This window comes from Pseudomonas hamedanensis (genome assembly GCF_014268595.2).
Classification (GTDB): Bacteria; Pseudomonadota; Gammaproteobacteria; order Pseudomonadales; family Pseudomonadaceae; genus Aquipseudomonas; species Aquipseudomonas hamedanensis.
In genome coordinates, this window is sequence record NZ_CP077091.1 from 5,589,465 (window position 1) to 5,602,430 (window position 12,966).

10 protein-coding genes, 1 tRNA gene and 3 pseudogenes are annotated in these 12,966 nt (G+C 57.9%); 7 read left to right on the forward strand and 7 right to left on the reverse strand.

Annotated elements, in window-relative coordinates; translation table 11 throughout:
• Positions 1 to 163: 163 nt before the first annotated feature.
• Complete coding sequence (locus HU739_RS24455) at positions 164 to 1,381, reverse strand: MFS transporter (protein ID WP_186551157.1); 1,218 nt, start codon at positions 1,379 to 1,381, stop codon at positions 164 to 166.
• Positions 1,382 to 1,829: 448 nt separating this feature from the next.
• Here HU739_RS24455 and HU739_RS24460 point away from each other — a divergent pair, with 448 nt between their 5' ends.
• The 4 genes from HU739_RS24460 (at position 1,830) to HU739_RS24475 (ending at position 6,052) form a co-directional block, all read left to right on the forward strand.
• Entirely contained in the window at positions 1,830 to 3,887 is a 2,058-nt protein-coding gene (locus tag HU739_RS24460) for a methyl-accepting chemotaxis protein (RefSeq protein WP_186551156.1), read from the forward strand.
• Positions 3,888 to 4,002: 115 nt separating this feature from the next.
• Positions 4,003 to 4,079: transfer RNA gene (locus HU739_RS24465), tRNA-Met, on the forward strand.
• 483 nt (positions 4,080 to 4,562) lie between these two features.
• Positions 4,563 to 5,684, forward strand: coding sequence for a hypothetical protein (locus tag HU739_RS24470; protein WP_186551155.1), 1,122 nt, complete (start codon positions 4,563 to 4,565; stop codon positions 5,682 to 5,684).
• Entirely contained in the window at positions 5,684 to 6,052 is a 369-nt protein-coding gene (locus HU739_RS24475; RefSeq protein WP_126366361.1) for a hypothetical protein, read from the forward strand. The genes HU739_RS24470 and HU739_RS24475 overlap by 1 nt, the downstream gene beginning before the upstream one ends.
• 466 nt (positions 6,053 to 6,518) lie before the next feature.
• On the opposite strand, the gene HU739_RS24480 is transcribed toward HU739_RS24475, so the two are convergent.
• Both HU739_RS24480 and HU739_RS24485 read right to left on the reverse strand, forming a co-directional pair.
• Positions 6,519 to 6,743: a SymE family type I addiction module toxin gene (locus tag HU739_RS24480; RefSeq protein WP_186551154.1), complete on the reverse strand. Its 225-nt coding sequence runs from the start codon at positions 6,741 to 6,743 to the stop codon at positions 6,519 to 6,521.
• 88 nt (positions 6,744 to 6,831) lie between these two features.
• Complete coding sequence (locus HU739_RS24485) at positions 6,832 to 7,215, reverse strand: helix-turn-helix domain-containing protein (protein ID WP_225922771.1); 384 nt, start codon at positions 7,213 to 7,215, stop codon at positions 6,832 to 6,834.
• Between the two features lie 336 nt (positions 7,216 to 7,551).
• On the opposite strand from HU739_RS24485, the gene ggt reads away from it, so the two are divergent.
• The 3 genes and pseudogenes from ggt to HU739_RS24500 all read left to right on the forward strand — a co-directional run bounded on the left by ggt (position 7,552) and on the right by HU739_RS24500 (position 10,046).
• On the forward strand, positions 7,552 to 9,381 hold the full coding sequence (gene ggt, locus HU739_RS24490; RefSeq protein WP_186551153.1) for a gamma-glutamyltransferase: 1,830 nt from the start codon (positions 7,552 to 7,554) through the stop codon (positions 9,379 to 9,381).
• A 143-nt stretch (positions 9,382 to 9,524) separates the two neighbouring features.
• Positions 9,525 to 9,671: pseudogene (locus HU739_RS24495) on the forward strand (type II toxin-antitoxin system HigB family toxin); the annotation flags it as partial.
• 3 nt (positions 9,672 to 9,674) lie between these two features.
• Positions 9,675 to 10,046: pseudogene (locus HU739_RS24500) on the forward strand (helix-turn-helix domain-containing protein).
• Positions 10,047 to 10,056: 10 nt separating this feature from the next.
• Here the strand turns inward: HU739_RS24500 and HU739_RS24505 are convergent.
• The 4 genes and pseudogenes from HU739_RS24505 to HU739_RS27140 form a co-directional block, all read right to left on the reverse strand.
• Complete coding sequence (locus HU739_RS24505) at positions 10,057 to 10,689, reverse strand: LysE family translocator (protein WP_186551152.1); 633 nt, start codon at positions 10,687 to 10,689, stop codon at positions 10,057 to 10,059.
• A gap of 73 nt (positions 10,690 to 10,762) precedes the next feature.
• Positions 10,763 to 11,362, reverse strand: coding sequence for a flavin reductase family protein (locus HU739_RS24510; protein WP_186551151.1), 600 nt, complete (start codon positions 11,360 to 11,362; stop codon positions 10,763 to 10,765).
• A gap of 177 nt (positions 11,363 to 11,539) precedes the next feature.
• Positions 11,540 to 12,100 (reverse strand): methyl-accepting chemotaxis protein, encoded by a 561-nt coding sequence (locus HU739_RS27135; protein ID WP_371919905.1) that lies wholly within the window; start codon positions 12,098 to 12,100, stop codon positions 11,540 to 11,542.
• Positions 12,080 to 12,856, reverse strand: a pseudogene (locus HU739_RS27140) (PAS domain-containing protein); the annotation flags it as partial. The gene HU739_RS27135 and the pseudogene HU739_RS27140, both read right to left, overlap by 21 nt.
• Positions 12,857 to 12,966 lie beyond the last annotated feature (110 nt).

A 12,966-nucleotide genomic window follows, 5' to 3' on the forward strand; every position in this document is an offset into this window, starting at 1 on the left:
GCGTTTGATACGCGGCTTTTTTGTGCCTGAAACATTCTCCGCCACACCGCATTCCCACTGTAGGAGTGAGCCTGCTCGCGATAGCGGTGCATCAGATATATATTTGTTAACTGACACACCGCTATCGCGAGCAGGCTCATTCCTACAATTGGTCTGTGTGGGGTCAGGCCTTTTTGGTACGCGGCAAGAAGATCGCCAACACGCCAAACAACGGCAAAAACGAGCACAGGAAATACACATACTCGATCCCGTGCACATCCGCCAGATGTCCGAGCAGCGCCGCACCAATCCCGCCAAAACCAAACATCAGTCCGAAGAAAATCCCGGCGATCATCCCGACATTCCCCGGTACCAGTTCCTGTGCATATACCACGATCGCCGAGAACGCCGAGGCCAGGATGAAGCCGATCACCACGCTGAGAATGCTGGTCCAGAACAGATCGACATGCGGCAGGATCAGCGTAAACGGCGCCACGCCGAGGATGGAAAACCAAATCACTGCCTTACGCCCGATCTTGTCGCCAATCGGCCCGCCGAAAAACGTGCCCGCCGCCACCGCGCCCAGGAACAGGAATAGGTGCAACTGCGAACTGGCCACCGACAGGTCGAATTTCTCGATCAGGTAAAAGGTGAAGTAGCTGGTAAAACTGGCCATGTAGAAGTACTTGGAGAACACCAGCAAGCCCAGCACCACCAGCGCACTGGTCACCCTGCCCTTCGACAATCCGTGCGTCGCCGCCTGTCCGGCCTTGAGCTTGAACAGGTTCAGGTGATTGGCATACCAGCGGCTGATGCGGTACAGCACGAACAATGCAAACACGGCGAATAGACCAAACCACGCCACATTGCCTTGGCCGAAGGGAATGATGATCGCCGCCGCCAGCAACGGGCCGAACGCGGAACCGGCATTACCGCCGACCTGAAACGTCGACTGCGCCAGGCCATAGCGCCCGCCCGATGCCAGCCGCGCGACCCGCGACGCTTCCGGATGAAAGGTCGATGAGCCGATACCAATCAACGCCGCTGCCAGCAGAATCAACGGGAAGCTGCCAACTACCGACATCATCAGAATGCCGATCAAGGTACACACCGTACCCGCTGGCAGCAGCCAGGGTTTCGGATGCCGATCGGTGTGATAACCGACCCACGGCTGTAACAGCGACGCGGTCAGTTGGAAGGTCAAGGTGATCAGGCCGACCTGGGTGAACGTCAAGCCATAGTTAGCCTTGAGCATCGGGTAGATCGACGGCAGCACCGACTGGATCAGGTCGTTGATCAAATGCGCCAGCGCCACCGCGCCGATGATGCGCATTACCAGTGGACTGCTTTGGGGAGCAGCGGTCGCCGAGGCAGCGGCGGTCTGAACGTTGCTGATAGCCATGGAAATTTCCGGACAGCAGAGAATTGCCCGCAGGCAGGTACGTCAATGTGCCATTTTTCGGTGCGCTCGCGCTATCCCCTTAGGCAGCTAACTAACTGATTGATGACTTATCACCCGCGTAGGAGCTGCCGAAGGCTCGGGCCGCGATCGGACGATCTTCTGACTTTGATTTTAAGAGCAAGATCAAAAGATCGCAGCCTTCGGCAGCTCCTACAGGAGATCGTTAGCAGAGAAGGTGATAGCGCAACGCCATGGTCTGAATCTTGCCTTGCTTCTGCCCTTGAACACGTTCGCCTTACAAAGGCGTTCGACAATGGGAAGTTTCGCTACAGAGCCGGCCTACAGAGCGGGCACGGGGAACTTTCGAGGCCTTTTAGAGGGCACGGTCGCGGGCGAAAAACTCGCGATGCACGCCAATGGTGCGTGGTGTCCAGAGGAGTCATGAGGCATGCAGGCTTTCCTTTCACCGGGGATCAAATTGCTGGGGCGGTTTGGCTTCGCAGGTAAATTCCAGTTGTTGTTTCTGTTGTTCATTCTGCCCTTGGCCGGCAGCCTGTTGATGATCGGCCATGATTATCGCGAGAAGCTCAACCTGATCTCCGGCGAGCGTGCCGGGGTGCGCCAGTTGCTGGCGCTGGATGCGCTGGACAACTTGCTCGCCGCCCAGCGTGACCGCGCTGCCCGCTGGCGCGCCACCGAGACCAATCGCCAGCCGACACCGGCCACTCTCGCCGCCATGGCCGCGTTCGACGGCGTGCAACCGGCGGTGCTGCAAGCCACCACCGACCTGGGTAACGCGCTGAACCAGGAAGGCGCCTGGGGCGAAACCCTCGCGCGCTTTCAAGCGCTGCAATCGGCGCTCAAGGGTCTGGATTCGAAAAGCCTCAGCGGTGTTGGCTGGTGGCCGGACGGTTACGACCGCTTCACCAATGCCTTGGGCGCATTGCAAGCCTTGCGCGAGCAGATCGTCATGGACAATCGCCTGACGCTGGCGCCGTGGCTGGAAACCTACCTGTTGACGCAGATCTCCACGCAACACGCGCCGGACCTGATCGAGCGGGTCGGTCGCCTCGCGGCCGTCGGTCAGGCCTCGGTCGTCTCCGGCCAGTTCACCTTGCAGAGCCGCTTGCAACTGCGCGACCTGCGCAGCCGCATCGGCGACGCCCGCGAGCAACTGGTGAAAACGGCGGGGCTGCTGGAAGCGCGTCTGCCAGCCGATCTGCAAGCCTGGGCCAGCCAATACCACGACAGCCTCAAACTCCTCGACAGCGGCCTGAAGGTACTCGACGACGGCGTGTTCGGCGGCAGCATTAACCTGAAACCGGAAGACTTCGAACGTAACCTCGATGCGTTGCTCACCGATCTGGCATCCCTGCGCCAGCAATCGCTGGTAGCGCTGGATCAGCGGCTTGATGCCTATCACGGCACGGCAATCCGCCAGTTCATCCTTGTTGCCATGATCTTCGGCTGTTTGCTGCTGGCCGCGCTGTACCTGTTCGTCTGCCTGCAGGCATCAATCCGCCGCAGCGCCAGCGGCATCACCCTGCTCGCCGAAGCCTTGCGCGACGGCAACCTGAGCCTGCAAGTGCCGGTGGTGGGTCGCGATGAACTGGCGGCGATCAGCACAGCGCTCAACGTTGCCGTGGTGCAACTGCGCAGCAGCATGCTCGGCGTCGACCACGAGACCTCGCAACTGAGCAACGCGGTGCGCAGCCTCAACGAACACTCCAGCGGCGCCCTCGGCGAAGTCGAAGCGCAACAGTTGCAGATCAGCCAGATCGCCGCTGCCGCGACACAATTGGCCGCCACCTCGCAAGGCGTGGCGCAAAGCTGCGAGCAGGCGTCCGGCAGCGCCCAGCACACCCGCCGCATCGCCGCCGACAGCAGCCGCGACAGCCAACGCACAACGGCGAGCATTCAGCAACTCAATCAGCGCCTCAACGACACTGCCGCAGCGCTGGGCCGGGTCAGCGAGCAAGGCCAGCAGATTCAACTGGTCGTGGACACCATTCGCGGCGTCGCCGAGCAGACCAACCTGCTCGCACTCAACGCCGCCATCGAAGCGGCGCGCGCCGGTGAGCAAGGACGCGGGTTTGCGGTGGTCGCCGACGAGGTGCGCAGCCTTTCACAACGCACGCAATCGTCTACCGCTCAGATTGCCGGCACCGTCGACAGCCTGCGCGCCACGGTCAATGAAGCGGTGAGTCTGATGGAAGCCGCTTGCGGCCAGGCGCAGTCGGACGCCGAAGCGGTCACCGGTCTCGGCGAACGCCTGGGGGAAATCGCCAGCGCGGTACAGAGCGTCACCGACACCCTGGCGCAGATCGCCACGGCCGTTGAAGAGCAGGCGAGCACGGCTGATGAGGTCAGCGGCAATATCCAGCAGGTCGATCAAGCGGCGGTGCGTTTGCTCGAAGGCGCGCGCGCCGTGAACCTCGCGGCGGATACCTTGAGCCAGGGCAGCCAGGCCCTGAGCGCCAATACCGCCAGATTTCAGCTGCGCTGACGCCCTCCCCGGCCCCGATTTTCGGGGCCCGAGGATAAGCGGTTGAAAACAGGAAGAAATATTTTTGATTTACGCTTGACGCTTTATCATTTCAGGGGAATAATGCGCGCCACTTGGCTACATAGCTCAGTTGGTTAGAGCATAGCATTCATAATGCTGGGGTCCGGGGTTCAAGTCCCTGTGTAGCCACCAAGTACTAAAAACGGCTTACCGAAAGGTAGGCCGTTTTTTTATGCCTTGAGAAAAATCTTTCCCGAGCTTACTCCTACAGCTCAGATCGGCCGCTTCACGTCAGCAGACCGAATTGACGCATTTCTCAAGAAGAAAATTATAGGAAAAATATCCGATCAGCGTACGAAACGGATATTTCGTAAATTACACCACCTGCGACGCTGTGCTTTGATTCCCCATATGACCGACAATCCACCATGGTTCGATTCAACGCCGTCAAAGGAAGAATCGGATGCCTTTGCACGAATACATTCTTAACGATGGCAGCTTTCTAGGGAGCTGCGACTGTGATGCTTGGTTAAGGCTATGCTGGGATGGAACAAGGCGGAGCGTGCGCCTTTCGTCATCAAACGGCGCCCACTTGCGACATTTCTCCCCACCAGAAATGGGCAGGGAATTGCAGAAATTCATGCGACAACAGAAATCAAGGGATAGGGATCGCTCATGAAAAAACCATTGATTGAACCGCGGTTTGTCGGCGCTCGATTTGATGGGCACACTATCCCGCTTGAGCTTCTTAAGGACATATCTGTTCTGGAGGAATTCGTAATAGCGGTTGCCAAGTGGATATTCGTGCAAAACAACGTTCGCATTAGGGCGCCAAAAGGATTTACAGACCCGCTTTCCATTGGTCTCTCTGAAGTCAAGGACGGTAGCGCGATACCTGGCATTACTATTGATTACATTGACGACTCAGCCGGCCTATTTCCCGCAGCAAATGAGGATTACTTTTTCCGCGCTGTTCAAGCCATCGGGGGAGCGATCAATGCCGCCGAGCATAACGAACCTATCACTGATCACCTTCCTGCAAATCTGCTTGGCTATTTTGACAGATTTGGAAGGGGGCTTAGGGAGGGAGAGGTTCTGGAGTTTTTCCCGGGAAAAGATCGCCCTGCACGGCTCACAAAGCTAACTCGCCGACGTCTGTTACTCGCATCGCAGAACGAGGTACTCACGGACGAAATAACAGTTCGCGGCCTCGTGTCTGAGCTTGATCAAAGCAAGATGAGTTTCGAACTGCAGCTGCCAGGCGGCAGAAAAATTGCCGCCAAGGTTGACGCTATTCACTTGGATACCATCCTTGAGGCGATGAGCGGCTACCGAACCGGGATCAAGGTTTCAGTCTCGGGCGTTGGTCGATTTGACCGCTATGAACGGCTACACTCATTAGATGTTATTGAGGACGCCGCCATTATCGATACCAACGATCCACTGGCTAGAATCGACGAGCTGAGACTTCTTAAAGTCGGTTGGCTGGATGGTCGCGGGCTCGTTCCAGCGTCGTCCGACTTTGACTGGCTTGAGAGCTTTTTCGTCGACACCTATCCACCTACGCTGCCTAGCCCTTATATCTACCCTACAGAAGAGGGTGGGGTTCAGCTTGAATGGCGAACCGGAAATCAGGACGTCAGCTTAGAAATTGATCTCGCCAGCCTATCTGGCGACCTTCATTGCCTCAACACCGAGACAATGCAAGAGATATCCAAAGTGCTTTCCTTGGACGATCCTACCCACAAACAGGCGCTCGTCGATTTAATTTCCAAAGCCGCAAAGGGAGAGATTTGATGAAGGAGAGTACGCATCTGCTGCGACAAATTAATCCAAGCTTCATTCAGGATGGAAAGATCACATCGCAAGCTTTTAGTCCCACGCCGAAAGATGATAAGAAACTTTCTTGCTACGATGGTGACCAAATCGACCCACCGAATGCTCACGATCATTTCGTTCAGTCACTGGGCCTTAGGTCTGTCGGGGTGGTAGCTGTCACGGTTGCCGAGTGTGGAGCGCTGGAGCTTCCAGCTTTCCCCGATCCTGAGCCGTTCAAAGAGCACGCCATTATTGACTTTGATGGGAACGAGAAAAACGATATCAAACGAAAATCAAAAATCCTTCGGACCATTGCAGAAGAAAGAGATTGGCTCTATAAGCCGTAAGACAAGCCCGGCCCAGCGCCGGGTTTTCTGTATATGCTCCTCGCGTCTAACTTTCAATACTTACTTCGTCTGATCTCACATACGCAAATCTGGAATTCAAGATAATGCCACGTCACTATTCGGGTGTAATCTTGGTGTAACGGGCCTATACCGCTAGTAATTTCCAGATAAATCAAAACACTTTTTGAAATAGCCATCTTTAAAAAGAGAGCTTTTCCCCATGGCCTAGCGCTGCTCGACATAATTCCTTAGGATTTGGCCTGTTTAATACTTCGGGAGATATGGAGCACCTGCACCGGGTTGTCTTTGAAGAGCTGATCCTCGCACGATCAAACTATGGACTCAGATAACCATAAAAAGGTAACCGGCGAAATGCTCAGCTAAAACGCCACTATCCTTAAGGGATAGCAGCGTTTCTCTTAATGCGCCAGTGTTGCCTATTTACCTAAGCCCCCCATCTACTGCTCTACTCCGCCGTAATCACCAGACACCCCTTCATCACGCGCACTTTGACGTTCTCGTTTACCTCGAATCCCGCTTGCCGCAACCACAACCCGCGCAGCCTGATCCAAGGCACAGGCTTGCCGGGGCCGTAGGGTGTGTCCTTTGTGTGGGCCGGGTAAAAATCAGCGGCGATTTTCAACCGGCGTACAGTGATGGGGGTTGATGACGTATGATTGGTTTTAGCCATGATTAGCTCCTGTTTAGCTGCTTGTGGTTAGCGGAGCCAGGGTGTTCGCGCACCTTGGTTCCGCGTTCTTTGGGTTATTTCAAGCCTTTCATTCTTCGTTACTTGTTTTGGTCCCCGCCTGTGCGATCAGGGCGTCGAGCATCTGCGCAATAACCTTCTGTTGAACCTTCGAAAGCTCATTGATGGACTGCAGCCGTCGATACCACGTCGAGGTCAAGCTGCGTCTGGGCGTCTCCGTGTACGAGGGAACCCCGAGCAGGTCTTCAACAGGCACGCGCAGCGCAAATGCCATCTTCACCAGTGTCGTGACCGGCATGCTGCGCGTGCCCTCCTCGTAACCCTGAAAGGTCTGCCGGGAAAGACCTAAAGCCCTTGCAAACCGCGTCTGTGTTATCTCGTGCACTGTGCGTAAATGTGCAATGCGACTGCCCAACGCCACCAGAAAATCACGATCCTCATTGGAAATGCTCATGACAGTGGCCGACTGAAAATAAAATCGAATGGCAACGGACTCATCCTCTTCAGCTGATATCCATCCTGGAAAAAACCACAGAAAACATCCTCAGGCAGCGGCGCGTAGGTTGTCGACCTGAAAGTTCTGTAGGAGAAATGCACGAAAGGTACTCCAGCCGGGGCGAAGAACTACAACCACAGACGCCATTGCCGACTGAATCCATCGCAACCAACCGGTTTTAGAACGTACCGTCGAGGACGATTTGACCAAGCATCAAATCCCCACCCGGTTTGCACCCCGCCCGCCCGCTCGATAAAGTCCCCAAGACTTTTACCCCTCGGACGGAGAGCCCGCGTGTTTCCAGCCCAGCCCTTGAAGCGCTTTCGCCTGCCAGCCCTGACACTGCTTGTCAGCGCTCTGACCCTCACCGCATGCAACGCCCCGCCCTCTTCTTCCTTGCCGCTGGCACCGGAAGCCGCTTCCGGTTACCGCGCTGATCTGCAAACCCGCCACGCCAGCAAACACATGGCTGCCGCTGCCAATCCGCTGGCGGCCGAAGCCGGGCGGGAGATGTTGCGCCAGGGTGGTTCGGCGATTGATGCGGCGATTGCGATGCAGGCGGTGTTGACGCTGGTTGAGCCGCAGTCTTCCGGGATTGGTGGTGGCGCGATGATTGTGTTGTGGGATGGCAAACAGGTGCGCACCTATGACGGCCGTGAAACGGCGCCGGCCGGTGCGACCGAGAAGCTGTTCTTGAATGCTGACGGAAAACCGATGGCTTTTACGCAAGCGCAGATCGGCGGACGCTCGGTCGGTACGCCCGGGGTGTTGCGCGCGCTGGATCTGGCGCATCGGCAACACGGTCGCTTGCCGTGGGCGAAGCTGTTTGAGCCGGCGATCAAACTGGCCGAGCAAGGCTTCACGATTTCCCCGCGCCTGCATTCGCTGTTGACTGCTGATCCACTGATTCGCCAGTCGCCAGACATGGCCGCTTACTTCCTTAATGACGATGGCAGCGTCAAAGCTGTTGGCACGCGCCTGCAAAACCCGAAACTGGCCGCCGTGTTCAAGCGCATCGCCAGCGAGGGTGCAGACGCGCTGTACAAAGGTCCGATCGCCGAAGAGATCGTCGCCAAGGTTCAACAGCACGCCAACCCCGGCAGCCTGTCGCTGAACGATTTGCAGCGTTATCAGGCCAAGGAGCGAGCGCCGCTGTGCACCGATTACAAGCGCTGGCAGATCTGCGGCATGCCGCCACCGTCGTCGGGCGGGATCGCCGTGGCACAGATTCTCGGCACGTTGCAGGCGCTGGCCCGCGACCCGCGTTTGTCCCTGACCCCGCTCAAACCAGTCAAAACCAATAAGCCGGCCGGCATCGAACCGGATCCGCAAGCCGTGCATCTGATCGCCGAGGCCGAACGCCTGACCTACGCCGACCGCGCGCAATACGTGGCCGACACCGACTTCGTCCCGGTGCCGGTCAAAGGTCTGGTTGATCCGGCCTATCTGGCCAGCCGCGCCAGCCTGATCGGCGAGCGCAGCATGGGCAGCGCCAAACCGGGCACACCGCCAGGCGTGCAAGTGGCCTACGCGCCGGACCGTTCGCCGTTGCGCATCTCAACCTCCCAAGTGGTGGCGGTGGATGACCTCGGCGGCGCCGTGTCGATGACCACCACCATCGAAGCCGCGTTCGGCTCGCACCTGATGGTTCAGGGTTTTCTGCTGAACAACCAGATGACCGACTTCTCGTTCATCCCCGAAGAGAACGGCCAGAAAGTTGCCAACCGCGTCGAACCGGGCAAACGCCCACGCTCGTCCATGGCGCCAACGCTGATCTTCGATCGCAACACTGGTGACTTCGTCGCCACGGTCGGTTCGCCCGGCGGCTCGCAAATTATCGAATACGTAGCCAAAACCACCATTGGCCTACTCGACTGGAACCTCGACGCGCAAAACGCGATCAACCTGCCCAACTTCGGCAGCCGCAACGGCCCGACCGAACTGGAACAGGGACAATTCAGCCCGGGGCTGATTCAGGCATTGAAGGACAAGGGCCACACAATCAGCGAAATCGACATGACCAGCGGCACGCAGGCAATCGTGCGGGTCAAGGATGCGCGGGGAAAAGCGACGTTAACTGGCGGTGCCGATCCCCGGCGTGAGGGAGAAGCGCTGGGGGATTGAGTATTACGAAGTGGACACAAAAGGCTTACCGGGAGGTAGGCTTTTTTTGTCGGCGATAGGCTCTGTTCATATGCACCTCGTCGCCTTTTCCTACCCCGAAAATTAGCTGGGGCAGATAAAGTAAGGGACCTTTCAGGAAATAAAGCCGGAGAGTTGTGTTCAACATCAAGGGCAACGACTTTCGCCTGATCGTAGCTGTGGCCTATCGCTACGGCGCGATTTACATAAAATTCGTCGGCACTCACAAGCAGTACGATGCAATCGACGCTGACACCGTCGAAATGGAGTAACCCATGAACATACGCCCGATTCATAACGAGGAAGACTACCGAGCGGCGCTTAAAAATATATCTGCGCTCTTCGACAACGAGCCAGAACCGGGGCCCCCTGAAGGTGACTACTTCGACATCATGATCACGCTCATTGAGGCCTACGAAGCCAAGAACTTTCCGCTGGATCTGCCGAATCCGATCGATGCCATCAAATTTCGAATGGAACAATCAGGCCTGTCTGCTGCTGATCTCGCTCCGGCTATCGGTCGAACAAACAGAGTCTAAGAGGTTTTGAACGGCAAACGAGCACTGACCTTGCCGATGATCTGGAAGCTTCATGAGTTATTCGGGATTCCTGCCGAAAGCCTGATCAAACCAATGAAACACGGTTGAGGCTAGAGACTCAGCGATTCGCCACCAAATGCACCCCAAACAGCAAATAGCACCCACCCGCCAACCGATCCAGCCACTGGCGTGACCGCTCGTAAACACCGGCAACCCGGCGGCTGGCGAAGAACAGCGCGACGCTGCAATACCAACTGAACGACAGCGTCGCCATGGTCAGCACGGCCAGCGCCAGCAGAAGTGGCGGTACGTGAGCCGGCATGGCCGTAGCGAAGATGGTGGCGACGAACAACGCCGATTTCGGGTTGGTCATGTTACCGAGGAAACCGCGAGCGTAGACGCCCAGATAGGTCTGGCGGGCGGCAGCCAGCGCACCGGGGACAATCGGGGCCTTGCGCTTGAATTGCTTCAGGCCCAGATAAATCAGGTAGCAACCGCCGGCGATCTTGAAGCCCAGATAGAGCGTCGGCGCGGCGCTGAACAAAGTCTTGATCCCAAGGCCGCCGGCCAGCCCCCACAGCACTGTGCCGGTGGCCACGCCCAGCGCAGCCACCACGCCATGCCGACGGGATTGACTGGCCGCCAGTTGCGCGATGTTGAAGAAATTCGGCCCGGGCGTGACTACGGCCAGCGTCCACAACAGCGCCAGCGACAGCAACGGGGCGAGATAACCGGCAACAGATAAGTCCATGTGCGTTGCGCCTGATAGATGGAATTTGGCCTCTACCTTGCTACATCCGCTGAAGGTTTTCCATCAACGCCATTTAAACCGTCAGCGTCTTGCCGTCCACCCCATCGCCAATCGTCAGGAAATGCCCGCCCGCAACGTGGTGTAGCGTGCGCAAGCCATCATGCCCTTCGAAATGCCAGCGGCCGTCGCTGAACACGCGCTCGTCGGCCTGGGCGGCGATGACTTCGGCAAGGAACAGGTCGTATTGCTCGTGATTGCGCGGCTCCGGCAGCAGGCGACATTCGAGCCAGGCGACGCAGCCCTCCAGCAGCGGCGCTTCAACCTGTTCGCCAGCGAAGGTCTGCAGGCCGTACGCCTGAAATTTGTCCTGACCTTGGGTCCGGGTGATGTCCAGACCGGAGGTGTTGCCCACGGTTTGCACGATATCGGCCTGATTGACGCACGGCACGTTCAGCACGAAGGTGCCGGAGGCTTCGAGCAACTGGCGGGTCCAGGTGGATTTATCGAGGACGACGGCGACCTTCGGCGGTTCGAAATCCAGCGGCATGGCCCAGGCGGCGGCCATGATGTTGCGCTGGCCGTCATGGGCGGCGCTGACCAGTACGGTCGGTCCGTGGTTGAGCAGGCGATAGGCTTTGTTCAAGGGCACCGGACGGCGGTGAGAGTCGCTCATGGGATCTGCTCCGGGAGAAAAGGAGCCGATTGTAGCGCCCGATCGCGCAAATAACTGCTGATGAAAAGACCTGTGGGAGCGGGCTTGCTCGCGAATGCGTCAGATCAGTCAAATCATTGCTGAATGACACACCGCTTTCGCGAGCAAGCCCGCTCCCACATTTGGATCAGTGCGGTGTCAGTGGGAGAGCTGATTGGCAAACTGCCCCACCGCATCCACCACTTTCTGCGCACCGTCCTGAATCTCGACAATCACCGTCCCCGCCTCTGCTGCCAGCGCCAGCCCTTGCTCGGCCTGAAGCTTGCCGTCGGTCATTAGCGCCACGGCGCTGCGGGCCATTTCCTGGTTCTGCCGCACCACACCGACAATCTCATCCGTCGCCTGGCTGGTGCGCGAGGCCAGTTGCCGCACCTCGTCCGCGACCACGGCAAAACCACGGCCCTGTTCGCCGGCACGGGCGGCTTCGATCGCGGCGTTGAGCGCCAGCAGGTTGGTCTGTTCGGCAATGCCGCTGATGGTTTTGACGATCGTGCCGATCACCAGCGATTGTTCGTTCAGCGCTTCGATGCCCTCACCGGCGGCTTGCATGTGGCGTGACAAATCACGCATCACGTTCACCGCTTCGGTGACCACCGTGGTGCCGCGCTGCGCGGTACTGTCAGTTTGTTGCGAAGTGCTGTAAGCAATGCTGGCCGCGTCGGCAACCGCCTGCTCGCGGTTGACCTGATCGGTGATCACCGTGGCGAACTTCACCACTTTGTACAATTTGTCGTTGGCATCGACCACCGGGTTGTAAGACGCTTCCAGCCACACCGTACGACCATGGCTGTCGATACGCTTGAAGCGGCCTGCGACGAACTCACCGCTGTTCAAGCGCCGCCAGAAATTCTGGTACTCGGCGCTGTTGTACTCTTCCGGGGCGCAGAACGTGCGGTGATGTTTGCCTTTGATCTGCGCCAGGCTGTAACCCATGCCGTTGAGGAAGCGGTCATTGGCGCTGAGCACGTTACCGTTGAGGTCGAATTCGATCACGGCGGTAGAACGCACCAGCGCACCGATCAGGTTTTCATGCTCGCGGGAGGCTTCGATGGTGCGGGTCAGGTCACTGGCGTAGAACGATATGTGTCTGATCCGCCCATCAGAGGCGCGCACCGGCTGCACGATCGAGCGCAGCCACGCTTCGGCGCCGTTGCCGCGCAACAGGCGCACGGCGCCGGCGAAATGCTCGCCGCGGGTCATGGCGTTCTTGAAGCGCTGATGGAATTCGTCGGTTTTGACGTGGGCCGGCACGATGTCTTCAATCGCCCGGCCGATCAGGTCCTGGCTTTTGTAGAACATCTCGCTGAGGAAGTTCTGATTGACCGAGCGAATCCGCCCGTCGGGTTCGAGAGTCAGCGCGAGCATTTCGCTTTCCAGGCTTTCCTTCACTTGTACAAGGCTGGAGAGTTCTTCACGGAGAGCGGCCAGCTCTTGCTTCAAGCGTTTATTGAACATAGGGAAAGCACCGATGGCAGGTTTGGAAGCGGCGTACTACCTAGCCATCGGCCTTGGAAGGCTTTTCTGAAGCGACTTTGCGACCCGTCAGTCGAAAATAGTTCGGCGCT

Coding starts and splice junctions, on each gene's coding strand:
- HU739_RS24455 (WP_186551157.1), bottom strand. CDS start 1,381: ATGGCTATCAGCAACGTTCAGACCGCCGCTGCCTCGGCGACCGCTGCT.
- HU739_RS24460 (WP_186551156.1), top strand. CDS start 1,830: ATGCAGGCTTTCCTTTCACCGGGGATCAAATTGCTGGGGCGGTTTGGC.
- HU739_RS24470 (WP_186551155.1), top strand. CDS start 4,563: ATGAAAAAACCATTGATTGAACCGCGGTTTGTCGGCGCTCGATTTGAT.
- HU739_RS24475 (WP_126366361.1), top strand. CDS start 5,684: ATGAAGGAGAGTACGCATCTGCTGCGACAAATTAATCCAAGCTTCATT.
- HU739_RS24480 (WP_186551154.1), bottom strand. CDS start 6,743: ATGGCTAAAACCAATCATACGTCATCAACCCCCATCACTGTACGCCGG.
- HU739_RS24485 (WP_225922771.1), bottom strand. CDS start 7,215: ATGAGCATTTCCAATGAGGATCGTGATTTTCTGGTGGCGTTGGGCAGT.
- HU739_RS24505 (WP_186551152.1), bottom strand. CDS start 10,689: ATGGACTTATCTGTTGCCGGTTATCTCGCCCCGTTGCTGTCGCTGGCG.
- HU739_RS24510 (WP_186551151.1), bottom strand. CDS start 11,362: ATGAGCGACTCTCACCGCCGTCCGGTGCCCTTGAACAAAGCCTATCGC.